A 23,750-nucleotide genomic window follows, 5' to 3' on the forward strand; every position below is an offset into this window, starting at 1 on the left:
ACGACAAGACGCGCCTTACCGAATATGCCGCCGTGCTCACCCACGCCCACCGCCTGGAACTTGAGCGCGGGAGCCTTGCAGGCTTTCTCGCCAGCGCCGAGGGCGGCCTTAAAGCGGTTGTCGCATCCGAACGCCGCTTGCGCCGCGAAGAGGCAGGCGAGGTGGTCGAAGCCGAAGGCGATGTGCGCGAACAACTCGCCCAAAAATTGCGCGAACTCGATGCCTTGATGTTCGAGGCGCTTTCGTCAGAAGGCCCCGAATTCAGCCTCGTCATGGTCCGCCGCGATGGCCAGGGCAATGTCGCGATGATCGGTGAGATCACCGATGACGTCGCCATGATCGAGCGGGCGGGCAAGAAGCTGGTCGGTTAGGGCGCGTCCAGCGCCGGGAAATCGCCCACGGGTCTTTACGCAAGCCATGCTGCTCCCCAATAAAGGGGCAGATGAACACGCTTGCCCCACAAAAATCCAAAGGACCTTCGCGCATCATGGCTTGGACCATCGGCGGTATCGTCGCTTTTCTGGCGGTGGCCGCCATTGGCTTGCAGGTCGCGATTGCGCGCGATGGGCCCGCGGTTCTGACTGCAGTTGACCGCATTTCGGGCGGCGATGGCGGCGCGCATCTCAAAGCAACGCTCGCAACCGGCGATCACCCCGATCAAAAACTGCTGATCTGGGCACCCAGAAAGAGCGCGTCAGCGGAAAACCCTCCGCGCCCCGTGCTCCTGTTCGTGCACGGCGGAAGCTGGAATTCGGGTGATCCGGAAAGTTATGGCTTTGTCGGCCGCGCCTTTGTCGAACAGGGTTTTGTGGTGGCGCTTGCCGGCTATCGCTTGGGCGAAGCGGGCCGGTATCCAGGCATGGTGGAGGACATCGCGCACGCCTTTGCAATAACGCGCAAAGAGATTGAGGCTTACGGTGGGGACCCGCAAAACATTGTTTTGGCAGGACATTCTGCGGGCGCATATAACATGATGATGGTCGCGCTTCAGGAAAAATGGCTAAGCCCTCATTCGCTTTCACCACAAGATATCGCAGGCGTTGTCGGCATCTCTGGCCCTTATGATTTCCTGCCGCTTGATAGCGACAGCACCAAGGCCGCCTTCGGCCATGTCGAAGATGAGGACGCGCTCAAGGCCACCCAGCCGATCAATCATATCAACGGCGATGCCCCGCCCATGCTGCTGATCCATGGCGAGGACGATACGACCGTTGGCCTCTTCCATTCAAAACGCATGTCGAAAGGCGTTGCCGCTGCCGACGGGACGGTCCGGCTCGAAGCGTACCCTGAAATGAGCCACACCGACCCGCTCATATCCATCGCTGCGCCATGGCGCGACAGGCGCGATATCGTGCAGCAAATCTCCGAATTTGTGCGCCAAACGGGTTCGACGAGGTAAAACTTCATTTCCTGTTCAGCCCCAAAGGCGTTAGCACTTGGGCAACATGGCTCTGACTCGCTCACATTCTCGCCCCTTTTTTGCCGCATTCTGCGCGCTGCTCGCCACCGTCGCGCTTTCGGTTCAGCCGCTCGCCGCGCAATCCATTCTTCGCGATGCCGAGACAGAGGCGCTCCTTCGCGACATGGCCTACCCGCTGGTCGAGGCGAGCGAACTTGAACCCGAGAACGTCGAAATCGTGCTCATCAACGATTCCTCGATCAACGCTTTCGTCGCCGGTGGTCAGGCCGTTTATGTGCACGCAGGATTGTTAAACGCAGCCGATACCGCGAACGAAGTGCAAGGCGTCATCGCCCACGAAATCGGCCACATTACCGCAGGGCACGTGGTGCGCTTTGAAGAGCGGACCAAGGGCGCGCAGGGCATCTCGATCCTTTCGCTGATCCTTGGCGTGGGCGCGGCGCTTGCGGGCGCTGGCGATGCGGCTTTGGGCGCGATCATGGCAGGCCAACAGGCAGCAGTCGGCAATTTCCTCGCTTTCAACCGCAATCAGGAAGCCGCCACCGACCAGGCGGGCGCACGCTATCTTTCGGGCGCCGGTATCTCTGGCCGGGGGATGATTTCCTTCTTTGAAAAGCTGCGCAACGCCGAAATTCGCCGCGGTTACAGCCAGTCGGACGATGCCGCCTATACCCGCACCCACCCCTTGTCGGGTGACCGGATCCAGTTCCTGCGCGACCAGCTGCGCAAGGACACGGCATGGGACGCGCCCGATGATCCCGAATTGCAGGCCCGCTTCCTTGCGGTGCGCGCAAAACTGTTCGGTTATCTCGCGAAGCCCGAGCGCACGTTTCAGGAATACCCCACCAGCGACCAGAGCACGCCTGCGCGGTATGCGCGCGCCTATGCCTATCACAAGGATGCTCAGGTAGAGAACGCGCTCGCGGAGGTGGAGAAGCTGCTCAAGACCGACGCGCAGAACCCCTATTTCCTTGAACTCAAGGGGCAGATCCTGCTCGAATCGGGAAGCCCGGGACTGGCGCTCGAACCGCTACGCCGTGCGACCGATCTCACCCTCAACCAGCCGCTGATCGCAGGGATGTTCGGTCACGCGCTGATCGCGACCGAGGACGAGACGAATTATGACGAAGCGCGCGATGTGCTTCGTGCAGCGGTGGCCAAGGACCGCTTCAATCCCTTCGCATGGTATCAGCTTGGCGTGGTCTATGCGCGGCAGGGTGATATCCCGCGCGCCAAGCTGGCGAGCGCTGAGCAACAGGTGATGCGCCGCAACTATCCCGAGGCCCTGCGCAATGCAAAGGATGCAGAGGCTGGCTTACCGGTCGGCTCGCCCGACTGGATTCGTGCACAGGATGTAGCGCTTCAGGCGCGCGCGGAACTGGAACGATTGCGCGACGAACGCTAAAGCCTGTCTTCTATGACTGACACCCAGCAGACATCGCCGCTCAGGCAATCGCTCCTGACCGCGCTTCTTGCGCTCACCTTCGGCTTTTTGGGGGCGGCGATCTGGTCCTATACCGGCCTCGCGGACAATCGAACGCGGGCCTATCTCATCGAAAACCCCTCCATCCTTCAGGATGTGGCAGAGGCGCTCGCAGCCGAGGACGCGCGCGATCGTCTCGCCTCGGTCAAGGCGGACCTTTACACCCCCTTCCCCGGCGCCGTGATGGGCAATCCGCAAGGCTCGAAGGTTCTGGTAGAGTTTACCGATTACAACTGCCCCTATTGCGCGGCAAGTTTTCGCGATGTCTCGCAACTGGTGGCCGATGATCCCGATCTGAAGGTGATCATGCGCGAATGGCCGATTTTCGAAGGCAGCGAAATGGCGGCGCGCATGGCTCTGGCTGCGGCAAAGCAGGGACGCTATCAGGAGTTCCACTCCACCCTGTTCGAGCGCGGCGATACCAGCGAGGCGGGCATCGAGGCAGTGGCCGAGGCGATCGGTCTCGACATGGAGCGCGCACGGACAGATGCGATGAGCGATGAAGTGTCGGTCGAACTGGTGCGCAATTTGACCTTTGCCCAAAACCTCGGGTTCAGCGGCACCCCTGCTTTTGTCACCGGCGACATCATGATGCCGGGCGCGGTAGGGGTTGAGCGTTTGAAAGAAGCGCTCGCCGAGGCCGAGGCAGACGCGTCCCAATCCTGATGCGCGCGGGCGTTTTCCTTGCCGTCATTGGCGCGGCGTTGGCGAGCCCGCTTCAGGCGCGCGACGCGATCAACTGGAACCGGATCAACCTCGATGCCGAACGCGCGGTTATTGCGCAGTTTCAGGCGCAGGATCAGCGGCTTCAGGATGTTGCCTGGAAACTTGTTCGCGGCAATGCCGAATTTTGCGAAGGCGCCGTCCCCTCCATCGGCCTGCAATTGCAGGATACGGCAAGCTATGGCTCGCCCGCTGTTGCGAGGGCCGCGCTCGGGCTCACGGGCGATTTCGCGGTCCAGACCAGTGCGAAGGGATCGCCTGCCGATATCACCGGCGCGCTTCCCACAAATCGCGAGATCACCCTCATCGACCAGACCGCTCCTTCCACGTTGAAGGCGGGCAGGCGCTTTTATTGGGAGCGGCTGGCAAAAGTGCACGATCTGATTGACGCTTCGCTTGGAGCGAGCGGCTCGGTCTCCTTCACCTTTGCCGACGGGAGCAGCGCGCGGGTCGAGCCGGTCGATGTCTGCCCCTCCCGGTTCGAGTTGATGGGGGATGGCCAGAAAGCCGTCGCAGATGGCAACCGCGTCGTGATCGGGGTCGAATTTCCCGCATTCCGATATGACGAACCCGAGTTTGCCGCGCTCGTCAGCCACGAACTTGCGCATAATCTGCTCGGCCACACCGCGTGGCTCGACCGCAATGGCCGCAGGCGCAGCCACACCCGCCTGACCGAGCGCGAGGCGGATCGCCTGATCCCGTGGCTGCTCGCCAATGCGGGCTACGACCCCGAAAGCGCAGTGCGGTTTTTCCGCAATTTGCGTCCGGCAAGCGGAAGCCTGCTGTTCTTCAGGGGGACACATCCAAAATGGCGCGAGCGTGCAGCCTCGGTGGAGGGGGAAATTGCTTTCATCAAACAATTGATCGCGCGCGATGGCAAAGCCGACTGGCGCACCCATTTCCGGCGCGAGATCGATCCGGCAGCAGGTCTGTAGCTGCCGGGAGCCTTCCTGCTTGCGGCAGATGGTGGCCCGTTAGCGCCCGTTTGCGGGAGCCGGGGCCTTAATGGCTGCGACGAAGCGAAAATTGCGCTACAACGCCGTCATGTCGATGGTGAATTTCCAGCCTGCACCGTTTTTTGCGAGCAAGAACCGCGCGTTCTGGAACCTGCAACTGGCGGGCTGGGGCGGTTATTTCCTTCTGCGCAGCGTGGTTGCCATCGCCAATGACCAACCGCTCGACCTGCTCGCGGTTCTGCTGGTCACCACCATCACAGGTTTTGCGATCACGCTGATCCTTTCGGTGATCTACCGCCAGCTGATCGACCGCCAACCGATCGTGACGTGGGGCGGGACAGCGGTGGTGCTCATGCTTGCCGTGCTGGTGCACTCCGCGATCGAGGCGTGGTTGCAAGGGCTTTATCAAGGCTCGCTGACCGAAACGAGTTTTGTCCAGCGCCTCGTCGGTTTGAGCTTTATCCCGCTTGCGCTGCTTGGCGGGTGGAGCGCGCTTTATTATGCAATCAACTACTTCCTGCGGGTCGAGGAACAGACCGACCGTCTGCAACGCCTCGAAGCGCAGGCGACTGCGGCGCAACTGGCGATGCTGCGGTATCAGCTGAACCCGCATTTCCTTTTCAACACGTTGAATTCGATCAGCACACTGGTGCTTTTGAAACAGACAGAGCCCGCCAATGCGATGCTGACGCGGCTTTCCGGCTTCTTGCGCCACACCCTGATCGCAGAGCCGGGCAGCAAGGTGACGCTCGCCTCCGAGGTCGAGACGCTCCAGCTTTATCTCGACATTGAACGCATGCGTTTTGAAGAACGGCTGCGCACCCATTTCGACATCGAGGATGAGGCAATGAACGCCTGTCTTCCGGCGATGTTGCTCCAGCCGCTGATCGAGAACGCGATCAAATATGCGGTGAGCCCGCAGGAAGAAGGCGCGCGCATTTCGCTCACGGGCCGCGTTGTGGGACAGCGCCTTCGCATCAGCGTCGAGGACACAGGGCCCGGTGCCGGTCCCGCGGGCCAGACTGCGACCCAAAACCGCGCACCTTACCCCGGCGAACCTGTTTCGACCGGTGTCGGCCTCGTCAACATCCAGAACCGCCTTGCGCAAGGCTATGGCGATGACCACCTGTTCGAGACGCGATCCAATCCCGGCGGCGGATTCACCGTTCTGATCGAAATCCCCTATGAGGCTTCGACCAGCAATGCGCCGCCTTCCTCGCAATCAGCCTCCTCACGCGCCACCTCGCCCGACCCTGAACGCGGCGATAATGTGGTCGACCTGAACCCCCCGCATAAGCCCCAAACCGCTATTGGAAACTCGTGACATGACCATTCGCACCATCCTTGTCGACGATGAGAAGCTCGCCATTCAAGGCCTGCAACTTCGCCTCCAGCCCTTTGAAGATGTCGAGATTATCGACACCTGTTCAAACGGGCGCGAGGCCATCCGCAAGATCAAGACGCAGAAACCCGACCTCGTTTTTCTCGACATTCAGATGCCCGGCTTTGACGGCTTCAGCGTCGTCAAAGGGGTCATGGAGATCGAGCCGCCGCTGTTCGTCTTTGTCACCGCATACGAAGAGCACGCGATCCGCGCGTTTGAAGCCAATGCGGTCAATTACCTGATGAAGCCGGTCGACGAAGACAAGCTTGCCGATACGATCGAACGCGTGCGCCAGCGCCTTGCCGAGAAGAAATCTGCCGAAGATGCAGAGCAATTGATGGATGTCCTGTCCGAGGTTGCGCCCGACCGCGTGGCGGACTTCAGTTGCGAGGCAGCAGGCGAAACCGCAGACCGTTTCGAGAAGCTCATCAACGTGAAAGACCGCGGCCAGATCTTCCGCGTCGAGGTGGAATCGATCGAGCATATCGAGGCTGCGGGCGATTACATGTGTATCTACACCGGTGACAATTCGCTGATCCTGCGCGAGACGATGAAGGACTTGGAACGCCGCCTTGATCCGCGCAAATTCCAGCGCGTGCACCGCAGCACAATCGTCAACCTTGACCAGGTGCGTCAGGTCAAGCCGCACACTAATGGCGAGTGTTTTCTCGTGCTGGATTCGGGCGCCGAGGTGAAAGTTTCGCGCAGCTACCGTGATGTGGTCGCGCGTTTCGTGCACTGATTTGTTGCGAAGGCTCATCCGGCCCTTCGTCCACGCTAGATGCCCTTCCCCCGGATCAAGTCCGAGGTGCGGACCTGCTGCGGGCGCCCGCTTGGGCTTGCGGTCGCCGTGCGACCGTTTAGACACGGCATATGACTTTTTCGCTGCCCGGCTTCGACCTCGATACATTCATCCGCGACACCCTTGCTGAAGACCTTGGCGTTGGCCTTCCCGGCGGTGGCAAGGATGTGACCAGCGAAAGCGTAATCCCAGCCGATGCGCGGTTCTCCGGCGTCATGGATTCGCGCGATGCCATTGTTGTCGCAGGCCTTCCGCTGGCCGAGGCGTTTTTCCGGCATCTTGATCCCGACTGCGTGATCGAGGCGCTGGTGAGCGATGGAGATGACGTGTCACCGGGCGCCGACCTCATGCGGCTTGAGGGGAATGCCCGCGCGCTCCTCACCGCTGAAAGAAGCGCGCTCAACATCGTCCAGCACCTCTCCGGCATTGCCACCATGACGCGCCAGTATGTGACTGCGATGCATGTAGGTTCGGCCACGTGCACCCTGCTTGATACCCGCAAGACGCTGCCCGGCCTTCGTGTGCTGGAAAAATACGCGACCGTGCAAGGCGGCGCGCGCAACCACCGCATGGGCCTCTATGATGCAGCCATGATCAAGGACAATCACGTCGCGGTCGCAGGCTCAGTCGGCGAAGCGGTGCGGCGCGCAAGGGATGCGGGTGTGTCACCCATCATCTGCGAGGTTGACCGCCTCGACCAGATCGAACCTGCGCTGGAAGCAGGGGCGGACCATCTGCTGCTCGACAATATGTCGCCTGCAATCCTCAAAGAGGCCGTGGCAATGGTGGGCGGCCGCGCCAGGACCGAGGCAAGCGGCGGGATCAACCTCGACACCATCGCCGCAAAGGCTGCGAGCGGGGTGGATTATTGCTCGGTGGGCAGGCTCACCCAAAGCGCGCCAGCGGCAGATGTGGGACTGGATTTCAAGCCAATATGACGATTGCCCGGGGGCCGAGGCCATTATCGATTACGCTTTTTGCGCTGTTGTTCCTTGCCGCAGCTTTGCACTCCTACGTGACCGGCCTGCAAAACCTTGATCTAAAACAGATTGCATACAGTGCGATTTTCCCGTGGGACGGCTGGAACCGGGACTGGACAATCGTGGCGCTTTCGGCCCTTTTCTCAATCGCATTCATTCCCGTCATATGGATCTATCTTTTCGCAAGCCGCATCGCATTTTGGCTGGTGACAGTGTTCTCGGTCCTTCAGGTGATCAATGTACCCTTCATGATTGCGTCTCTTCTGGCGATGGGTGAAGGCTTGATGCTCAGATACTTTCTTGAGCCAGCGCTTACAGCAGGCGCACTTTTTTGCTTATGGCTTCCCCTAAGCCGCGCGTGGCTCAGGCAGGATGGAGGAGTTGATGCAGCAGAGTTCGAATAAGGCGCTGTTGAAAGCTGCCCTGCTCGCATTGCTCGCCCTTATTGTACCGACAACTGCCTCGGCGCAAAGCTACCAATGCCGCGCGCCGCAGGTGTCTTCGGTGCCACAAATCTCTCCCGACCAACGCCCACGCGTGGTGCCGATCACCGGCTACACCCTTGCCCTCAGCTGGTCCCCAGCCTTCTGCCGCACCCGCCAAGACTCGCGCTCGCACCGCGTCCAATGCTCGGGCGACAACGGGCGCTTTGGCTTTGTTGTGCATGGCCTGTGGCCACAAGGGTCGCGCACCTGGCCGCAATGGTGCGGGAGCGCTAACCGCCTCACCCCACGCCAAGTCCGCGAGAACATGTGCATGATGCCCTCTGCCCGCCTCATCGCGCGCCAATGGGCAAAGCACGGGAGCTGCATGGTCAGGAAGCCGGAAACCTATCTTGGCGTCACCAAAATCCTGTGGGAGAGCTTGCGCATCCCCGACTACGACCGGATCAGCCGCGAAGATGGCCTCACCGCAGGCCGTATCCGTCAGGCTTTTGCCGATGCCAATGGGAAAAGCTGGCAGGCCAGCCATGTCGGCGTGAAACTGAACCGTGACGGTTGGCTGGAGGAATTGCGCCTGTGCTACAACAACCGTTTCCGCCCGACGCGATGCGATGATCGGCGGTATGGCGCGAGGGATGAGCGGGCGGCGAAGATCTGGCGCGGGCTGTAGGCTCACACTACTCGGCAGGAAGCCGGCTCTCGACCAAATTTGATTTAGGTCAACGACAGCGGTGCCATTCGCGGCGTAGAAAGCGATCATGGAGGCCGCTCATGATCAATATCGAAACCCTTTCGCCCAAAGCCGTTCGCATCACCTCGATTGCCGAGTTTTGCCAGGCGGATGTCGAAACCCTCGTGGAATTCGTCCAAGGCCACTCCGATAATGGTGGCGGCGCAAATCTGCTGATCGATGCAACCGCGCTCACCGGCTTTACCTTGTCCGCGGTCACCATCGAATTGGCGCATATGCCGTTATTCGTGAAATGGCTCTACTCGCTCGATCGCATCGCCATTATCTCCGACGAGGAATGGATTCGCACCGCCGCGCGGGTGGAAAGCATGGTGCTGCCCGGCGTCACCTATCAGGTCTATGATGATGACGAGAAGGACGCAGCGCTCGCTTGGGTGCTCGAAGAAGAGGACGCCCCGCACAAGGGCGCATTCCGCGAGATTGATCTTGGCCGCACCGATGTGGCCGCATTCGAGGTCGTCGGACGGCTCGACGGGCCCGAATCAGAGCGTGGATTGGCCATGGTCGAAGACCGCTTGAATGACCCCAAATGTGCAAAGCTGATGATGGTGATCCGCCACTGGCACGGCTTTGAAGCCGAACTTTTGTTCAGCCCCAAACTGATGGCGTCCAAGCTCAAACTGATCGACACAATCGAACGCTACGCCATTGTCGGAGGCCCCGGCTGGGTCGGCGGGGTAGCCGAGACAATGGGACACCTGATCAAGCCAGAGATCAAGGCGTTCGGCCTCGATGAAGAGGGCGAGGCGCTCAAGTGGCTTGGCGATGTGGCGGAGTCTTGAGGCGGCTGGTAATCACCGCCGCGCCTTGAAGAAATCGCGCAGCAGCTTTGCCGCCTCTTCTTCGCCCATGCCGGAATAGACTTCGGGCGCGTGCAGGCATTGGTCTTGCTCGAACACCCGCGCGCCGTGTTCGACGCCGCCGCCCTTGGGATCGCTCGCGCCGTAATAGAGCCTTGCGATACGCGCATGGGCAATGGCTCCGGCGCACATCGCACACGGCTCCAGCGTCACATACAGGTCACAGCCCTTGAGCCGGTCATCGCCAAGCCTTTCAGCCGCCATGCGGATTGCGCGCATTTCTGCATGGCCCGTTGGATCAGGCGGCGAGCGGGTGGCGTTGGCGGCCACTGCCACCACTTCGCCGTCCTTGACGATCACCGCGCCGACGGGCACTTCGCCCGCATCCGCTGCCTTGCGGGCGGCCTCCAAAGCGGTCTGCATCGGACGGGGGACGGGCCAGCGGGTTCCTTGGGTGGTCATCAGACTTCATGCGCTAACCTGCGGACCTGCACGAATCAATTGACGATTCGCCCACGCCCCGCTATGCGCCGCGCTTTCCGGGATAACCTTCACGCCTTTGTGGTTGGGGGGCCGCCTTGAAGGCGCGTGTTCCCGTCACTTGAAACGAGACGAGATTTATCATGTCGCGCATTTGCGAACTCACTGGCAAGGGCCGCCAGGTTGGCAACAACGTCAGCCACGCCAACAACAAAACCAAGCGCGTTTTTCTGCCTAACCTGCAGAACGTGACCCTGATGAGCGAAAAGCTTGAGCGCAGCTTCAAGTTCCGCGTGTCGACCCACGGTCTTCGCTCGGTTGAGCACAACGGTGGCCTCGACAACTGGCTGCTCAAGACCAAGAACGAAAAGCTTTCTGCGCGCGCGCAGAAGGTGAAGCGTGAGCTTAAGAAGGCTGAAAAAGCCGCTTAATCGCTCCGGCGTTTAAAAGAGATTTGAAGGCGCAGCGCGATCGGCGTTTGCGCCTTTTTCTCGTTCAAGGAGTGTAGGTGAGCTTCGCCACCAGAGTCCGCTGCATCGCGGCGATATTGTCGTCCGAGATGATCCAGACCGTCACGCCGCCGTCCTCATGCGCGCGGACCGCAATCCCTTCGTAATTCTCGGGCGGGAGCACCCCCTCAAAATCGAACAGAACACGCGGGCGAAGGGGCTCCTTTGAACCCGCTTCGGGCGCATCCATGATTGCAAGTTTGCCCGCAAACGGCGGATAGCTGCTCCAATCAAGATCGCGCATCAGCATCAGCACCCGGCCATCGGGCATCTGCGCCAGATCGGTCACGGCAAACCCTGCTGCCGGGTTCTCATACGCGAGGATCAGCGGCTCTCCCCCCTCAACCGGGTCGCCATCGAAAAGCAGCGCCTCATCGCGCCCCTCTGGCAGGATCACAAAGCGGCCATCGGTAAGGCGCACCATCGCCTCAAGCCCGGCATTGGCATACCAATCCTCCACCAGCGTATCGAAGATGCGATACTCCTCTGGCTCGGTGCGAAAGGAGAAACGGTGGATGGCGTGAGTGTTTTCAAACCCGACCCAGTAATCGCCGCGCGGCCCCGCATCACGCGTCACCGATTCGATATCCCAAAGGCGCGGATAAAGCGCAGGATCGTTGAACGGCAAACCGGCAATGAGCCGCATCTCGGGCGATTCTTCGGCGCGGTCAGGCTCGATGAAAGTGAACAGGAAGCCGCGATCGGAAAAGGCGCGCAAACGCCCGCCGCCGACGGCCAAAAGTCCCGAGAACCCGCCGAATCGCAAAGAGGGTTCAGTCGAATAATGCCACACACCTTCGACCCGCCAGCCGTCGGCGCCCGTGTCGCCCGCGCCGGCCACTTGTGTGAGGGCGATACTGTGCGGGGCCTCTTTGACCACCGGCGTGCGCAGCCAGGTGCCGGGCGCAACCATCAGGGCAAGCGCAAGCGCCGCGGTCACCCTGAATGCTTTTGCCATTCTAGTTCATCGGCCCTGCAAGAAGGATCGGGTCAAAACGCGCATCGTGCCATTTGAGGCCCCAGTGGAGGTGTGGGCCGGTCGCGCGGCCGGTCGCGCCGATATCGCCAATATGCTGGCCCTGACGCACGCTATCGCCTTCTTTCACGTGGATGCGGTGACAGTGCAGGAAAGCGGAATTGAGACCATTGCCGTGGTCGATCATCAAGAGCCCACCTTCAAGGCTGAAGCCGGTGCGCGCAAGAATGACCACGCCATCGGCAGGCGCGACAAAAGGCGTGCCCGTCGGCTTCGCGATATCGACCCCTGAGTGATAGCTGCCCGGTTCACCTTGATAGATACGCTGGCGACCAAAGCGGCCCGAAATGCGGCCGGAAACCGGCCAGATAAAGTCCTGTTTCCATCCTTGCGCACCGGTTTCCTTCGCGCGCGCGGCAACGATCGCGTTGTATTCGGGCTCGCGCTGACGCCAGTAGGCTTCGGGATTGCGCAGCGCGCGCTTGGCCACATTGACCCGTTCGATCTGCCAGTCGCGAGGGCCAATGATGAGGTTTTCGCTCACGCTTTGCCCGCTTTCCAATTGGGCGGTGAGGGTCACATTTGCCGGACTATCGCGGTCGAACGCTGCGAAGAACGTGCCATCCTCGGCAATGTCTATCGTCTGGTCGCCAAGAGTTGCGTTGACCGTTCCATCGGGCGCAAGTCCCCGGATGAAACCGCCCTGGGTAAGTTCTCCTTCAAAGGAAAAGCGGGTGTTTTGAGCAGGTGCAGGTGCAGGCGCAGATAGGGGGCGCGCATCGGCTGTTTCTGCCTCTGCCGGAGCGCGGATCTCCTCGGCAACAGGCTCAGCCACATTATCGCTTACAGGCTCGGGCGTTGCCGCTTCTGATTGCGCGCAGGCCACCAGTCCCAAAAGCCCCAGCCCCGCAAAAAGGCCCAGTACGCGCATCGCTCAGTCCTGCCCGAGTAAACGCTTGGTCGCAATTTCAGGGCTCGCATAGGCCTCTTGATACTCGGCACTCCAATAGGCGAGCTCTTCCAAGGGGATTACCGCGCCAGAAACGGCGCAAATGACGTGATGGCCCGGTTTTAGCACGCGAAAGCTGGAGGGGCCGTAGTGGAGTTGGGCGGTTTTATCGCCGGAGGACATAAGCATGGGGCGAGCCTATAGCATGACGCGCTAGCCGAATAAATCGTCTTGGCGCGGGGCTGGTTTGGGGGCGGGTTTCGGCTTCTTCCTGGGAGGGGGCGCGGATTGTGCCGGAGGGGGCGCATCACCGACCCCGACCGCCAATTCGCCGTCCTTGAACTCAAGGTTGAGGGCCGTCTTGGAAGCAGCCTCTTGCAAGGTCGTCACAACCTTTCCATCGGCGGTCCGCACCATCGCATATCCACGCTCAAGCGGCTTTTTCGGGTGGAGCTGCTCCGCCAGTCTTGAAAGCGCGTCGAGCCGGTTTTGCCTTTGCTCAATCGGGCGCATGACCAGCTCGGGCGACAGCCGCACCCGTTCCAAACGGTCATGGCGGCTATCAAGCGCTTGGGTGAGAAGGCGCGGGCTGAGCCTTGCGGCGGCCCCTGCCAATTCCTCGCGCCCCTGCCCTGCACGGTCGCGCAGGCCCCGGCGAAGGCGCTCTGACAGGTCATCCAGACGCTGGGCCTGCGGTTGCAGCAGCGCCTCCATCTTGGGCATGCGCCTGACCCGCGCCTCCAGACGCTCACGGCCAAGCTCAACCGGGCGATAGACAGCACGCCGCCCGCGCATGGCGAAATCGGCAACGGTTGCGTGCAGGTCCGCGCGCACCGGCACCGCGATTTCCGCAGCAGCGGTGGGCGTGGGTGCGCGGCGGTCGGCGGCGTAATCGGCCAAGGTCGTATCGGTTTCGTGCCCCACGGCGGAAATCACAGGGATCGAACATTCGGCAATCGCACGAACCACGATCTCCTCGTTGAAGGACCACAAATCCTCAATCGACCCGCCCCCGCGCGCAACGATCACCACATCGGGACGGGCGACGGGGCCGCCGGGCTCAATTTGCGAGAACCCGCGGATCGCGCCTGCCACCTGCTCCGCAGCCCCCTGCCCCTGAACCAGCACAGGCCAGACCAGCACATGGCTGGGAAAACGGTCGGCGAGGCGGTGCAGGATGTCGCGAATGACGCTCCCTGTGGGAGAGGTCACCACGCCAATCGTGCGCGGCAGGAAAGGCAGGCGGCGCTTTCTTTCTCGTGCGAAAAGCCCCTCGGCCTCAAGCCGTGCGCGGGTCTTCTCCAGCAGCGCCAGCAATGCGCCCTCGCCTGCGATTTCGAGGCTGTCCATCACGATCTGGTATTTGGAGCGCCCGGGATAGGTCGTGAGCTTGCCGGTCGCAATCACCTCGAGCCCGTCTTCGGGGACGAAGGCCAGCCGCCCAGCGTTCCCGCGCCACATGACGCCATCAAGCACGGCCTTGTCGTCTTTGAGTGCGCAATACATGTGGCCCGAGGCCGCGCGCTTGACGCCAGAAAGCTCGCCGCGCAGCCGCACATAGCCAAAGCGATCCTCGACCGTGCGTTTGAGGCTTTGCGAAATCTCGCTGATAGTCAGCGGTTCGGCATTGTCGCCCTGCCGCTTGCGCGCTAGCAGACCGGAATTGTCGTCATTGGAAGAGGGGCTGCGAGCCATGAATATCCTGTTGATCGGGTCGGGTGGCCGCGAACATGCGCTAGCCTGGAAGCTCGCGCAATCCCCTAGCTTGGCGACACTCTACGCCGCCCCCGGAAATCCCGGCATCGCTAAGGAGGCGCAAGTTGTGACGCTTGATGCGAGCGATCACGGCGCGGTGGTCGAATTTTGCAAAAGCCATGCAATCGGCCTTGTCGTGATTGGTCCGGAGGCCCCGCTGGTCGATGGCCTCGCCGATAGTCTTGCCGCCGCCGGCATCCCCGCCTTCGGGCCGAGCGCCAAGGCCGCGCAACTGGAAGGCTCCAAAGGTTTTACCAAGGATTTGTGCGCGCGCGCCAATATCCCCACCGGCGGATATGTTCGCACCCATTCTTTGGCAGAGGCGACCGGGGCTCTGGCCAAATTCACCGCCCCTTACGTGCTCAAGGCAGATGGTCTTGCTGCAGGCAAAGGCGTTGTGATCGCGCCCACCCGCGAAGAGGCAGAGGCAGCGCTCGCCGATATGTTCGATGGCGCATTCGGTGATGCCGGCGCGCAGGTCGTGATCGAGGAATTCCTCGAGGGCGAAGAGGCGAGCTTCTTTGCGATCACCGATGGAACATATGTCCTCCCCTTTGGAACGGCACAGGATCACAAGCAGGTGGGCGAGGGCGATGTTGGCCCCAACACCGGCGGCATGGGCGCCTATTCGCCCGCACCCGTTCTTACCGAAGAGCTTCAGGCCCGCGTGATCGCGGAGATTATCCAGCCGACGGTGGACACCATGCGCGCCGAGGGCATGCCCTATTCGGGCGTGCTGTACGCCGGCCTTATGCTGACCGCCACGGGTCCGCAGCTGATCGAATACAACTGCCGCTTTGGTGATCCTGAATGTCAGGTGTTGATGACGCGGTTCGAGGGCGATCTGGCCGCGCTTATGCTGGCCTGTGCCAAGGGCGAACTTGCCGGTCAGGCGGCGAATTTCGCCCCCGAAACCGCGCTTACCGTGGTGATGTGCGCAAACGGCTATCCCGGGACGCCTGAAAAAGGCGGCGCGATTGATCTGGGTGAAGCAGAGGCGACGGGCGCAAAAGTATTCCATGCAGGAACGGCGATGAAAGACGGCCAATTGGTCGCCAATGGAGGCCGCGTCCTCAACGTCACCGCGAGCGGGGCCAATGTGACACAGGCAAAGGCCGCCGCCTACGAAGCGGTCAGAAGGATTGATTTTCCAAGCGGTTTTTATCGCGGCGATATCGGCTGGAAAGAGGTCGCGCGCGAGGGGTGAGCCCGTTCGGTCTTGCGCCCCGACGAATACTGGGCGGGAAAATCGCCAGAAGCTGCACAAATTTGATCCAGATCAAAGACGCTTGCAACAGCGCCCCTTAAAAGGGGAGCATGACCTATCGCCTCACCCTGCTCGCCCCTGCCGCCGCCAGCGCGGCGCTCGCCCTGTCTGCTTGCGTGACGACGCCCGCGCCGCCACCGCCGGAACCGCCCGCCTTTGTCGAGGCAGCCTGCGGGGGATGCCATTCGGTCGAGCCGCCATTCCTGTCGCCAAGCACCACCGCACCCAGCTTCGAAGCGGTCGCCAACCGGCCCGGCGTCACGCGCGCAACGATCAAGGCCTGGCTCAGAAACGCGCACAATTACCCCGAGCAAATGGATTTCGATCTGACGAGCGAAAAGGTCGATGAGGTCGCCGACTATATGATCACGTTACGGCGCCGGGATTACATCCCCGTGGAGTGAGAAAGATCTGGGTTGAAAGGGGCTTGCTCGCCGCAGCTTTCCTACAAGCCCGCAATCTGCCAAGCTTTCGCCCATTGCGGCGGCGTTATGCCATCGGCGCGGGTTGCTGATGGGCGGGCGGCTTATTCAACAAAACCCCCCTACCGCATGTACTTGCTGAAGAAGCGACCCGCATGGATCGCTCAACTGCCCGCAATTACAGGCTTTTCTCCATCAGCGCCTTCATATCGGTTTCGGGGCGCGGGCCGTAATGACCAATGACTTCGGCCGCCGCGATTGCGCCGCGTTTGAGGCACACCTCAAGCTTTTCCCCGCGTGCAAAGCCGGCAAGGAAGCCCGCTGCAAACTGGTCGCCTGCACCGGTCGTATCGACAACCTTGGCAACGGGCGCCGCGGCAACAACCGCACGCTCGCCATGGGCGCTTGCGACCGCGCCCTTGGCGCTGCGGGTGGCGACGAGGACGGGCACGTTGGCGGCGACCTGGTCGAAGCCGGTGTCGAAGTCCTCTTCCCCCGTAAGCGTCGCAAGCTCGCTTTCATTAACGAAGAGAATGTCGATGACCCCCTCTTCAATCATCGCACGGAAATCATCGCCGTGGCGGTCGATGACGAAGCTTTCCGACGCGGTGAAGGCAATCTTGCGACCAGCCTCGCGCGCGACGGCCATCGCGCGGCGCATGGCGTTGCGCGGTTCCTCGGGGTCCCACAGATAGCCCTCAAGATAGAGGATGGCGGCGCTTGCAATGAGGTCTTCATCCAGAGCGGTGGCGGGGAGAAACTGGCTCGAGCCAAGGTCGGTGTTCATGGTCCGCTCGCCATCGGGCGTCACGAAGATGAGGCAGCGGCCCGTAGGCGGGTTCTCAGGCGTGCCGTCGGAAGCGCGCGGCGCGGTGTCAAAGTCGATGCCGGTTGCGCGCATATCGTGGGCAAAAACCTTGCCGAACTGGTCGTCGGCGACCTGTCCGATGAAGGCGCATTGCACATCGAGCGCGGCAAGCCCCGCAAGCGTGTTCGCAGCCGAGCCACCCGACTTTTCCGTCGCAGGACCCATCGCATCGTAAAGCCGGTCAGCGCCAGCCGGGTCGACCAGTGTCATCCCGCCGCGATTAAGGCCAAGCTCCTCGATGTCCTCGTCTTTGCACGAGGCGATAATATCGACGATAGCGTTACCGATGGCGACAACATCGTAGCGGGGATCTGTGGTAAGCAAGGCGGGTGTCCTGATTGGATTTGGGGAGAAGACTGTATCGGCCACGCGCCTAGCCCGATGCGCCGGTCAGGCCAAGTGTTTTGGCAATGGCAGCGCGGTTTGACTAACGGCGCTCAAGCACGCACAGAAGAGACCATGAACGCGGTTTTGACAGCGCTAGGGAAAGGTCTTGCTCAGCTTGGCGACAAGGTGGTGGCGCGGTTGCTGGTGAAGACAGCCTTGATCACCCTTCTGGTATTCCTCGTGCTGGGCGCGGGCGCCTATTTTGCCCTCACAGCGGGTTTTGCAACGAGCGGGATCGAAGCGTCGGGTCTGGCAGGGGCTGTGGCCGCTGTGCTTGTGACAGGGCTCGCCTTCTGGTTCCTGTTTCGCGTCGTCGCCTTGGCGGTGCTGCAATTCTTCGCCGATGAAATTGTCATCGCCGTCGAAGAGCGGCACTATCCGCAAGCTGCTCGAACCGCGCGAAAGCTTCCCTTTCGCCGTGATCTTGCCAATTCGCTAAACGGAGCAGGGCGTGCGCTCCTTTACAATGCGCTCGCCGCGCCCTTCGCGCTGGTTCTGGTGTTCACCGCGATTGGCCCGGCGATCGTGTTCCTGATCGTCAATGCGATCCTGTTGGGACGCGAGCTCACCGATATGGCCTGGCTCAGGCATTGCGGCGAACCGCCCGATTTCAAGCCAGCACCAAACCCCGTTCCCAAGGTCCAGCGCGTGATGCTGGGCGCAGTTATCGCCGCAATTATGGTCGTCCCGCTTGCCAATTTTCTGGGCGCTATCCTAGGAGCAGCGGCAGGAACCCATCTCGTGCACCGGTCCATTCAAAATGGTGCACGGCGAGAAACTGCGGAGACGATGCACAATGCGTAAAGGCTTAGGCTTGCTTGCCCTTGGCGCGGTGTGTGTCTCGGCGTGCAGCTCTGGCGCTGCCCCGCGCACAATATCGACAAACCCGACGTCTGCTGCCGGACCATCTGCCGGCACGTTTCGCGCGCCTGTCGTGCAGAACGAACGTGGCCTTGAAAGCGTCATCGGCCAAGGGGCAAATGCCCTTACACAGCGGTTTGGCGAGGCCCGGCTTGATCTGTCGGAAGGCGACGCGCGCAAGCTTCAATTTTCATCGAACGAATGCGTGCTCGACGTCTTCCTTTATCCCTTGCGCGACAACGCTACGCCCGTTGCAACCCATATCGAAGCGCGCCAACGGGTCGGGGGCGCTTCGACCGATCGTGCAAAGTGTATCGAGCAGGTCGAGCGCACCGGTCGTGACCGCTAAATCGGGTTGGTAACCTCGTTTTAAGCACATTGTGCGAATGCTGATCCCCGTATCAAAGGGGTAATTCCACAATGACGACGCATTTCACCGAGCTTGCCCAATCCGCAGCCGCCGACGGGAAGGTCAGTTCCGAAGAGGTCCTCGCACTTCGCCGACAGGGTTGGGGCGACGGGATCATCGTGCGCGAAGAGGCAGAGGCGCTGTTCGCCCTCAACAACGCGCTTGATGAACGCGGTGAGGAATGGTGCGACTTCTTCGTCGAGGCGATTGGCGAGTATGTTCTCAACGGAACCGAGCCAAAGCGCATGTGCGACGAAACAGAGGCGCGCTGGCTGATCGAACAGATCGACCATGACGGCGTCATGGAAAGCTTGGTCGAGCTTGAGACACTTGTGCGCATCATCGAGCGCGCGGAAAACGTACCGAGCCTTCTCAAAGACTATGTCATCGAACAGGTCGAAAAAGAGGTTCTGACAGGCACAGGCCCCACGCGCTGCGGCGGTGAGCTGAGCGATGCGCATATCACCGAAGCAGAAGCGAAGATCCTGCGCCGTGTGATTTTTGCAGCCGGCGGATATGGCCCCGCAGCCGTCAGCCGGTTCGAGGCGGAAATGCTATTCCGCCTTAAAGATGCGACCACGGCAGAGCGCAATGCGGCCGAATGGGACGAAGTGTTCCTCGATGGGGTGAGCAATTACCTTAAGGGATTTGCGCTCCAGAACGCCCAGCTTGACCATGGCCGCGCCAAGGAGCTTGAGGCGTTTGTCGCTGATAATCAGGCCAATGTCGGGCGTTTCATGGGCCGGGTATTCAAGGAAGTTCCGCAAGCCGCCAACCACTTTGGCAAGGTGTTCGGCAAAAAACAGGACGCTGGACCGAGCTTCGAAGAGCAGGCCGCAGAAGGCGAAGCGATCACCGATTACGAGCAGCAATGGCTCGATACCATGATTGAGGCCGATGGCGAGATCGACGATCTCGAGCGCCGCCTGCTCGCGCGGATTATCGAGGAAGGCTGAAGCCTTCTTTTCTCAAAGGCTGAACGTGCAGGCCATCAAACCATAAAGCTTTCGCCGCACCCGCAGGCGCCCTTGGCGTTGGGGTTCTCGAAGGTGAAGCCAGCAGTGAAATCGTCCTCGACCCAGTCCATGATCGAACCGACGAGGTAGAGCACGCTCCCCCCGTCGATGTAGAATGTGCCGCCCGGTGTCTCGATCTTCTCATCGAACTTGGCTTCTTCGGTGACGTAATCGACCGAATAGGCAAGCCCCGAACAACCACGGCGAGGGGTCGAAAGCTTGACCCCGATTGCATCTTCGGGCGCTTGGCTCATCAAATGCGCAATGCGATCTTCCGCACCCTTGGTCAGGGTGACTGCGGCCGGCATTTTGCGTGTTTTTGCAGTTGTTTCGACCATCACAGCATCCCCAATTCGAGCCGCGCTTCGTCTGACATCTTTTCCGGGCTCCACGGCGGATCCCAGACCAGATCAACTTCGGCATCGCGAATGCCCGGCACGGATGAGGCGCGCAGTTCAACCTCGCCCGGCATCGTTTCGGCCACGGGGCAATGCGGCGTGGTCAGCGTCATGGTGATGGTCGCATCACATTCGTCATCGACTTCGACACCATAGATGAGGCCCAGATCGTAGATATTGACCGGGATCTCAGGGTCATAAATTTCCTTGAGCGCATCGATGACTGCCTGCTGCAAATCTCCGCCCGCACCGGTCGCGGTTTCCGCGGGCTTCTGATGAAGAAACCCTTCCAGATAGTCGCGCGTGCGCGGCGTTTCGGCAGCAGCTTCTGTAGTCGCCTCATCCGGGTCGATGGCGTCCTCCACCCGTGCGCGTGGCGGCTTTGTGGATGCGTCGTTTGGCGTGGTCATACTATATGCCTTTTCCAAAGATCTTGCGGGTGCGGGCAATGCCGTCGAGCAGCGCGGTGACGTCGTCTTCAGTCGAATACAGACCAAAGCTCGCCCGCGCGGTGGCTGGCACGCCGAGATAGTCCATCAACGGCTGGGCGCAATGGTGTCCGGCGCGAATGGCAACGTTCGCTTCATCGAGGATTGTGCCCAGATCATGCGGGTGGATGTCGTCGATGGTGAAACTGACGATGCCTGCGCTGTCCGCCGGGCCATAAACGGTCACGTCATTCATCGCAGTGAGTTCACGGCGAAGGCGCTCGACAAGTTGGCTTTCCGCCTGGTGCATCGCACCGAGTCCGACCTCGGCAACGTAATCGGCTGCGGCTGCAAAGGCGATCGCCTCGGTGATAGCAGGGGTGCCCGCCTCAAAGCGCTGGACGCCTGAACCATAGGTCGTGCCCTCGAAGGTCACGCGGTCGATCATTGCGCCGCCGCCTTCCCATGCGGGCATATCGGCGAGGATCTCAGCGCGCGCCCAAAGTGCTCCGATGCCGGTGGGGCCATAAAGCTTGTGGGCGGAAAATACGTAGAAGTCGCAAGTCAAAGCCGACACATCAACCGGCATATGCGCCACCGCCTGACACCCGTCGAGAAGCAATTTTGCGCCGACCTTGTGCGCCATATCGGCTGCACGCTTGGCATCGAGGACGCTGCCCAAGACGTTGGATACGTGGGCAAGAGCAACGATCTTGTGCTGCTCCGTCAGCATGGCCTCGGCAGCATCCAGATCGATTCTGTGGTCATCGGTGATCGGAACCACATCGATATGCGCGCCCACCTCTTGCGCCAACATCTGCCACGGCACGATATTGGAGTGGTGCTCCAATTGCGAGAGCAGAATGCGGTCGCCGGACTTGATGTTTGCCCGGCCCCAAGTCTTGGCAACCAAGTTGATCGCCTCGGTCGCGCCGCGGGTGAACACAAGCTCGTCTTCGTTGCCGCCAATGAGTGCAGCGACACGCCGACGCGCGGCTTCATAAGCCATCGTCATATCGGCTGAGCGTGAATAGACGCCGCGGTGCACGGTGGCGTAATCCTCGCCGAGCGCGCGCGACATCGCTTCAATGACCTGGCGAGGCTTTTGCGCGGTCGCAGCGGTATCGAGATAATGCCAAGGCCTTCCATCAGCCGTCACGAGGCCGGGGAAATCAGCGCGCAAATCGCGGTTCAAGCCAGTATCAAGGGATGCAGGAGCGTTCACAGCGCAGCATTCTCCAGTGCCTCTAGCGTGGCCGACAGCAACTCTTCGCGCATTTTTTCGTCCTCAAGCTCGACAAAGGCATCGCCGACAAAAGCCTGAACCAAAAGGCGTTGCGCTTGCTCTTGAGAAAGGCCCCGCGCAGCCATGTAGAAGCGTGCAGCTTCATCCAACTGGCCAACGGTCGCACCGTGAGCGCATTTCACATCGTCTGCGAAGATTTCTAGCTGTGGCACGGCATTCGCGCTCGCCCCCGGCTCAAGGAGGAGGCCTTTGAAATCCTGCGCCGCGTCGGTCTTTTGCGCGTGGCGCGCAACCTTGATTTCGCCAAGGAAGCTGCCGGTCGCCTTGCCCCATTGCACTGCGCGGACCGTCTGGTTGGAGGTCGCGTTCGGGTGATCGTGCTTGGTGAGGGTCACGAATTCCTGCGTCTTGGCATCGCCGCCAATCGTCACTCCGCCAAATTCAAAATGCGCGCCCTCTTCTAGCGTCACTTCAAGCTCAACGCGGGCATATTTGCCCCCCGTGATAACCTTGAATGCCTCAAAACATCCGCCCTTGCCGACATGAACGCGCAAACGGTCGACCATGCCTTCGCTTGTCGCGCCGGAGCGGTGGACGGTGTATTCGCCGCGCGTTTCGCCAGCGGGCACTTGGAGCGTGCGCCAGTGGCCGATGACGGCAGCGTTGTTCTCGACCAGAAAGTCTGGATCGGCATAGCGCCATGCTTCATCGCGGCGGGTGGGGAGGGTTACAGCCTCGCTCATGCGAGCGCCTCTGCCATGACCGCGTCGTAGCCTTCATCTTCGAGGCGAAGCGCCAAGTCAGGACCGCCCGTCTGGACGATGCGGCCATCTGCGAGGATGCTCACACGGTCGGGCTTCACCACGTCAAGCAGGCGTTGGTAGTGGGTGATGAGGAGCACACCCTTGCCACTATCGCGCATGATCGAGTTGATGCCCTCGCCCACGATGCGCAGCGCATCGATGTCGAGGCCGGAATCGGTCTCATCAAGCACGGCGAACTTGGGATCGAGAATGCCCATCTGGACCATCTCAGCGCGTTTCTTCTCACCGCCGGAGAAGCCGACATTCACCTGCCGCTTGAGCATTTCCATGTCCATTTTGAGGAGCGCCGCTTTCTCTTTAGCGAGCTTAAGGAACTCACCGCCCGAAAGGGGCTCTTCCCCGCGATATTTGCGCTGCGCATTCAAGGCTTCGCGCAGGAACTGGACGTTGGAAACACCGGGGATTTCAACCGGATATTGGAAACCGAGGAAGAGGCCTGCACCAGCGCGCTCATGCGGGTCGAGATCGAACAGGTCTTCGCCTGCAAACTCGACACTGCCGCTGGTGACGTCATATCCGGGCTTTCCGCCAAGGACATTGGCGAGCGTCGATTTGCCGGCGCCATTTGGACCCATGATCGCGTGAACTTCGCCTGCCTGAACTTCGAGGCTGAGGCCCTTGAGGATCGGCTTGGGGTCGGCCTCGCCAACGGTTGCGTGGAGGTCTTTAATCTTCAGCATTATCGGGTTTCCTGCGGTTTGGGCGGGAGTAATCTTGGTTGGGGTTCGCCTCGCGGTGGGCGCGGGCTGCGTCTTTTCTGTCGCCGATGCGCATACGCATCCCAGCGGTGATGCGCTGGAGCACGGCGTCCATATCATCGAGAATATCGACCGCCTTGATGCGCATCACGCGGATGCCCACGCTCTCAAGGCTCTTATCGCGGCGCTTGGCCAGCGTTTCGTCCTGATCCTCTTCATCGATCATGATCGCCATACCGAGGTTGTGGCAGTTGAAGTCGACAATGGCCGAGCCCACTACGGCAAAGCGTTTGAACGTGTAGCGGCCAAGGTCAGCCTCAGCGAACTTCTTGGCGAGCGCCTTGTTCGCAGGCGAAGCAAACCGCCGCATCTCACGCGCACGGTCGTGGAGCGCATCGAGACGCTTGTCCGAAATCTTCCACCCGCGGCCCTTTTTGGGGAGGTCGGGGGCGTCGGCGTCGGAGGTGTCCTTAAGGCCTAGGGTCTTGCGGTCAGTCATGCGGCTTCTTTCAAAG

General features: G+C 61.0%; 28 protein-coding genes. 16 read left to right on the plus strand and 12 right to left on the minus strand.

The window, feature by feature from the left end; translation table 11 throughout:
• Nucleotides 1–487 precede the first annotated feature (487 nt).
• The 10 genes from MWU38_RS06335 to MWU38_RS06380 all read left to right on the plus strand — a co-directional run bounded on the left by MWU38_RS06335 (nucleotide 488) and on the right by MWU38_RS06380 (nucleotide 9,724).
• Nucleotides 488–1,399: an alpha/beta hydrolase gene (locus MWU38_RS06335; RefSeq protein ID WP_247270964.1), complete on the plus strand. Its 912-nt coding sequence runs from the start codon at nucleotides 488–490 to the stop codon at nucleotides 1,397–1,399.
• A 46-nt stretch (nucleotides 1,400–1,445) separates the two neighbouring features.
• A complete protein-coding gene (locus tag MWU38_RS06340; protein WP_247270965.1) occupies nucleotides 1,446–2,825 on the plus strand; it encodes a M48 family metalloprotease in 1,380 nt (459 codons plus the stop codon).
• 12 nt (nucleotides 2,826–2,837) lie between these two features.
• A complete protein-coding gene (locus MWU38_RS06345; RefSeq protein ID WP_247270966.1) occupies nucleotides 2,838–3,569 on the plus strand; it encodes a DsbA family protein in 732 nt (243 codons plus the stop codon).
• Entirely contained in the window at nucleotides 3,569–4,561 is a 993-nt protein-coding gene (locus MWU38_RS06350; protein WP_247270967.1) for a hypothetical protein, read from the plus strand. The genes MWU38_RS06345 and MWU38_RS06350 overlap by 1 nt, the downstream gene beginning before the upstream one ends.
• A 109-nt stretch (nucleotides 4,562–4,670) precedes the next feature.
• On the plus strand, nucleotides 4,671–5,906 hold the full coding sequence (locus MWU38_RS06355; protein WP_247271256.1) for a histidine kinase: 1,236 nt from the start codon (nucleotides 4,671–4,673) through the stop codon (nucleotides 5,904–5,906).
• Between the two features lies 1 nt (nucleotide 5,907).
• Nucleotides 5,908–6,708, plus strand: coding sequence for a LytTR family DNA-binding domain-containing protein (locus MWU38_RS06360; protein ID WP_247270968.1), 801 nt, complete (start codon nucleotides 5,908–5,910; stop codon nucleotides 6,706–6,708).
• Nucleotides 6,709–6,839: 131 nt separating this feature from the next.
• Nucleotides 6,840–7,706: a carboxylating nicotinate-nucleotide diphosphorylase gene (nadC, locus tag MWU38_RS06365; protein WP_247270969.1), complete on the plus strand. Its 867-nt coding sequence runs from the start codon at nucleotides 6,840–6,842 to the stop codon at nucleotides 7,704–7,706.
• Between the two features lie 77 nt (nucleotides 7,707–7,783).
• On the plus strand, nucleotides 7,784–8,152 hold the full coding sequence (locus tag MWU38_RS06370) for a hypothetical protein (RefSeq protein WP_247270970.1): 369 nt from the start codon (nucleotides 7,784–7,786) through the stop codon (nucleotides 8,150–8,152).
• Nucleotides 8,133–8,861 carry a ribonuclease T gene (locus MWU38_RS06375; protein WP_247270971.1) on the plus strand — a complete coding sequence of 243 codons (729 nt, stop codon included), beginning with the start codon at nucleotides 8,133–8,135 and terminating at the stop codon, nucleotides 8,859–8,861. The genes MWU38_RS06370 and MWU38_RS06375 overlap by 20 nt, the downstream gene beginning before the upstream one ends.
• A gap of 101 nt (nucleotides 8,862–8,962) precedes the next feature.
• Nucleotides 8,963–9,724 (plus strand): STAS/SEC14 domain-containing protein, encoded by a 762-nt coding sequence (locus MWU38_RS06380; protein WP_247270972.1) that lies wholly within the window; start codon nucleotides 8,963–8,965, stop codon nucleotides 9,722–9,724.
• A 12-nt stretch (nucleotides 9,725–9,736) separates the two neighbouring features.
• Here MWU38_RS06380 and MWU38_RS06385 read toward each other — a convergent pair whose 3' ends face one another.
• Nucleotides 9,737–10,204, minus strand: coding sequence for a nucleoside deaminase (locus tag MWU38_RS06385; protein ID WP_247270973.1), 468 nt, complete (start codon nucleotides 10,202–10,204; stop codon nucleotides 9,737–9,739).
• A 161-nt stretch (nucleotides 10,205–10,365) separates the two neighbouring features.
• On the opposite strand from MWU38_RS06385, the gene rpmB reads away from it, so the two are divergent.
• Nucleotides 10,366–10,653: a 50S ribosomal protein L28 gene (gene rpmB / locus MWU38_RS06390; RefSeq protein ID WP_247270974.1), complete on the plus strand. Its 288-nt coding sequence runs from the start codon at nucleotides 10,366–10,368 to the stop codon at nucleotides 10,651–10,653.
• A 64-nt stretch (nucleotides 10,654–10,717) separates the two neighbouring features.
• Here rpmB and MWU38_RS06395 read toward each other — a convergent pair whose 3' ends face one another.
• Genes MWU38_RS06395 through xseA form a run of 4 tightly spaced genes read right to left on the minus strand, consistent with a single transcriptional unit; the run spans nucleotide 10,718 to nucleotide 14,351 of the window.
• Nucleotides 10,718–11,689, minus strand: a complete 972-nt coding sequence (locus MWU38_RS06395) for an esterase-like activity of phytase family protein (protein WP_247270975.1) — start codon at nucleotides 11,687–11,689, stop codon at nucleotides 10,718–10,720.
• 1 nt (nucleotide 11,690) lies between these two features.
• Nucleotides 11,691–12,638 (minus strand): M23 family metallopeptidase, encoded by a 948-nt coding sequence (locus tag MWU38_RS06400; RefSeq protein WP_247270976.1) that lies wholly within the window; start codon nucleotides 12,636–12,638, stop codon nucleotides 11,691–11,693.
• 3 nt (nucleotides 12,639–12,641) lie between these two features.
• The gene (locus MWU38_RS06405; RefSeq protein WP_247270977.1) at nucleotides 12,642–12,845 is read right to left on the minus strand and encodes a DUF2093 domain-containing protein; all 204 of its coding nucleotides are present in this window, start codon (nucleotides 12,843–12,845) and stop codon (nucleotides 12,642–12,644) included.
• A gap of 24 nt (nucleotides 12,846–12,869) precedes the next feature.
• Complete coding sequence (gene xseA, locus MWU38_RS06410; protein WP_247270978.1) at nucleotides 12,870–14,351, minus strand: exodeoxyribonuclease VII large subunit; 1,482 nt, start codon at nucleotides 14,349–14,351, stop codon at nucleotides 12,870–12,872.
• On the opposite strand from xseA, the gene purD reads away from it, so the two are divergent.
• Both purD and MWU38_RS06420 read left to right on the plus strand, forming a co-directional pair.
• Entirely contained in the window at nucleotides 14,350–15,618 is a 1,269-nt protein-coding gene (gene purD / locus MWU38_RS06415; protein WP_247270979.1) for a phosphoribosylamine--glycine ligase, read from the plus strand. The two genes, xseA and purD, sit on opposite strands and share 2 nt — an antisense overlap.
• Before the next feature lie 110 nt (nucleotides 15,619–15,728).
• A complete protein-coding gene (locus tag MWU38_RS06420; RefSeq protein WP_247270980.1) occupies nucleotides 15,729–16,082 on the plus strand; it encodes a hypothetical protein in 354 nt (117 codons plus the stop codon).
• 196 nt (nucleotides 16,083–16,278) lie between these two features.
• On the opposite strand, the gene MWU38_RS06425 is transcribed toward MWU38_RS06420, so the two are convergent.
• The gene (locus tag MWU38_RS06425; protein WP_247270981.1) at nucleotides 16,279–17,292 is read right to left on the minus strand and encodes an adenosine kinase; all 1,014 of its coding nucleotides are present in this window, start codon (nucleotides 17,290–17,292) and stop codon (nucleotides 16,279–16,281) included.
• A gap of 135 nt (nucleotides 17,293–17,427) precedes the next feature.
• On the opposite strand from MWU38_RS06425, the gene MWU38_RS06430 reads away from it, so the two are divergent.
• The 3 genes from MWU38_RS06430 to MWU38_RS06440 all read left to right on the plus strand — a co-directional run bounded on the left by MWU38_RS06430 (nucleotide 17,428) and on the right by MWU38_RS06440 (nucleotide 19,581).
• Nucleotides 17,428–18,159, plus strand: a complete 732-nt coding sequence (locus MWU38_RS06430; RefSeq protein ID WP_247270982.1) for an EI24 domain-containing protein — start codon at nucleotides 17,428–17,430, stop codon at nucleotides 18,157–18,159.
• Nucleotides 18,152–18,565 carry a hypothetical protein gene (locus MWU38_RS06435; RefSeq protein WP_247270983.1) on the plus strand — a complete coding sequence of 138 codons (414 nt, stop codon included), beginning with the start codon at nucleotides 18,152–18,154 and terminating at the stop codon, nucleotides 18,563–18,565. Before MWU38_RS06430 ends, MWU38_RS06435 begins: the two co-directional genes overlap by 8 nt.
• Before the next feature lie 71 nt (nucleotides 18,566–18,636).
• On the plus strand, nucleotides 18,637–19,581 hold the full coding sequence (locus MWU38_RS06440) for a hypothetical protein (protein WP_247270984.1): 945 nt from the start codon (nucleotides 18,637–18,639) through the stop codon (nucleotides 19,579–19,581).
• 35 nt (nucleotides 19,582–19,616) lie between these two features.
• On the opposite strand, the gene MWU38_RS06445 is transcribed toward MWU38_RS06440, so the two are convergent.
• The 6 genes from MWU38_RS06445 to MWU38_RS06470 are packed head-to-tail and all read right to left on the minus strand — an operon-like array spanning nucleotide 19,617 to nucleotide 23,734.
• A complete protein-coding gene (locus MWU38_RS06445) occupies nucleotides 19,617–19,979 on the minus strand; it encodes an iron-sulfur cluster assembly accessory protein (RefSeq protein ID WP_247270985.1) in 363 nt (120 codons plus the stop codon).
• Entirely contained in the window at nucleotides 19,979–20,449 is a 471-nt protein-coding gene (locus MWU38_RS06450; protein WP_247270986.1) for an SUF system Fe-S cluster assembly protein, read from the minus strand. Before MWU38_RS06450 ends, MWU38_RS06445 begins: the two co-directional genes overlap by 1 nt.
• Nucleotide 20,450: 1 nt before the next feature.
• Nucleotides 20,451–21,692, minus strand: coding sequence for a cysteine desulfurase (locus tag MWU38_RS06455; protein ID WP_247270987.1), 1,242 nt, complete (start codon nucleotides 21,690–21,692; stop codon nucleotides 20,451–20,453).
• Complete coding sequence (locus MWU38_RS06460) at nucleotides 21,689–22,456, minus strand: SufD family Fe-S cluster assembly protein (protein ID WP_247270988.1); 768 nt, start codon at nucleotides 22,454–22,456, stop codon at nucleotides 21,689–21,691. Before MWU38_RS06460 ends, MWU38_RS06455 begins: the two co-directional genes overlap by 4 nt.
• Entirely contained in the window at nucleotides 22,453–23,217 is a 765-nt protein-coding gene (gene sufC / locus MWU38_RS06465; RefSeq protein ID WP_247270989.1) for a Fe-S cluster assembly ATPase SufC, read from the minus strand. The genes MWU38_RS06460 and sufC overlap by 4 nt, the downstream gene beginning before the upstream one ends.
• Nucleotides 23,204–23,734, minus strand: coding sequence for a DUF559 domain-containing protein (locus MWU38_RS06470; protein ID WP_247270990.1), 531 nt, complete (start codon nucleotides 23,732–23,734; stop codon nucleotides 23,204–23,206). Before MWU38_RS06470 ends, sufC begins: the two co-directional genes overlap by 14 nt.
• Between the last annotated feature and the right edge of the window lie 16 nt (nucleotides 23,735–23,750).

It is taken from the genome of Qipengyuania sp. S6317L1, assembly GCF_023015615.1.
Taxonomy (GTDB): Bacteria; Pseudomonadota; Alphaproteobacteria; order Sphingomonadales; family Sphingomonadaceae; genus Erythrobacter.

Bases quoted from the DNA above. Each gene is read 5' to 3' on its own strand.
- MWU38_RS06335 (WP_247270964.1), top strand. From the start codon at position 488: ATGGCTTGGACCATCGGCGGTATCGTCGCTTTTCTGGCGGTGGCCGCC.
- MWU38_RS06340 (WP_247270965.1), top strand. From the start codon at position 1,446: ATGGCTCTGACTCGCTCACATTCTCGCCCCTTTTTTGCCGCATTCTGC.
- MWU38_RS06345 (WP_247270966.1), top strand. From the start codon at position 2,838: ATGACTGACACCCAGCAGACATCGCCGCTCAGGCAATCGCTCCTGACC.
- MWU38_RS06350 (WP_247270967.1), top strand. From the start codon at position 3,569: ATGCGCGCGGGCGTTTTCCTTGCCGTCATTGGCGCGGCGTTGGCGAGC.
- MWU38_RS06355 (WP_247271256.1), top strand. From the start codon at position 4,671: ATGTCGATGGTGAATTTCCAGCCTGCACCGTTTTTTGCGAGCAAGAAC.
- MWU38_RS06360 (WP_247270968.1), top strand. From the start codon at position 5,908: ATGACCATTCGCACCATCCTTGTCGACGATGAGAAGCTCGCCATTCAA.
- nadC (WP_247270969.1), top strand. From the start codon at position 6,840: ATGACTTTTTCGCTGCCCGGCTTCGACCTCGATACATTCATCCGCGAC.
- MWU38_RS06375 (WP_247270971.1), top strand. From the start codon at position 8,133: ATGCAGCAGAGTTCGAATAAGGCGCTGTTGAAAGCTGCCCTGCTCGCA.
- MWU38_RS06380 (WP_247270972.1), top strand. From the start codon at position 8,963: ATGATCAATATCGAAACCCTTTCGCCCAAAGCCGTTCGCATCACCTCG.
- MWU38_RS06385 (WP_247270973.1), bottom strand. From the start codon at position 10,204: ATGACCACCCAAGGAACCCGCTGGCCCGTCCCCCGTCCGATGCAGACC.
- rpmB (WP_247270974.1), top strand. From the start codon at position 10,366: ATGTCGCGCATTTGCGAACTCACTGGCAAGGGCCGCCAGGTTGGCAAC.
- MWU38_RS06395 (WP_247270975.1), bottom strand. From the start codon at position 11,689: ATGGCAAAAGCATTCAGGGTGACCGCGGCGCTTGCGCTTGCCCTGATG.
- MWU38_RS06400 (WP_247270976.1), bottom strand. From the start codon at position 12,638: ATGCGCGTACTGGGCCTTTTTGCGGGGCTGGGGCTTTTGGGACTGGTG.
- MWU38_RS06405 (WP_247270977.1), bottom strand. From the start codon at position 12,845: ATGCTTATGTCCTCCGGCGATAAAACCGCCCAACTCCACTACGGCCCC.
- purD (WP_247270979.1), top strand. From the start codon at position 14,350: ATGAATATCCTGTTGATCGGGTCGGGTGGCCGCGAACATGCGCTAGCC.
- xseA (WP_247270978.1), bottom strand. From the start codon at position 14,351: ATGGCTCGCAGCCCCTCTTCCAATGACGACAATTCCGGTCTGCTAGCG.
- MWU38_RS06420 (WP_247270980.1), top strand. From the start codon at position 15,729: ATGACCTATCGCCTCACCCTGCTCGCCCCTGCCGCCGCCAGCGCGGCG.
- MWU38_RS06430 (WP_247270982.1), top strand. From the start codon at position 17,428: ATGAACGCGGTTTTGACAGCGCTAGGGAAAGGTCTTGCTCAGCTTGGC.
- MWU38_RS06435 (WP_247270983.1), top strand. From the start codon at position 18,152: ATGCGTAAAGGCTTAGGCTTGCTTGCCCTTGGCGCGGTGTGTGTCTCG.
- MWU38_RS06440 (WP_247270984.1), top strand. From the start codon at position 18,637: ATGACGACGCATTTCACCGAGCTTGCCCAATCCGCAGCCGCCGACGGG.
- MWU38_RS06445 (WP_247270985.1), bottom strand. From the start codon at position 19,979: ATGGTCGAAACAACTGCAAAAACACGCAAAATGCCGGCCGCAGTCACC.
- MWU38_RS06450 (WP_247270986.1), bottom strand. From the start codon at position 20,449: ATGACCACGCCAAACGACGCATCCACAAAGCCGCCACGCGCACGGGTG.
- MWU38_RS06460 (WP_247270988.1), bottom strand. From the start codon at position 22,456: ATGAGCGAGGCTGTAACCCTCCCCACCCGCCGCGATGAAGCATGGCGC.
- sufC (WP_247270989.1), bottom strand. From the start codon at position 23,217: ATGCTGAAGATTAAAGACCTCCACGCAACCGTTGGCGAGGCCGACCCC.
- MWU38_RS06470 (WP_247270990.1), bottom strand. From the start codon at position 23,734: ATGACTGACCGCAAGACCCTAGGCCTTAAGGACACCTCCGACGCCGAC.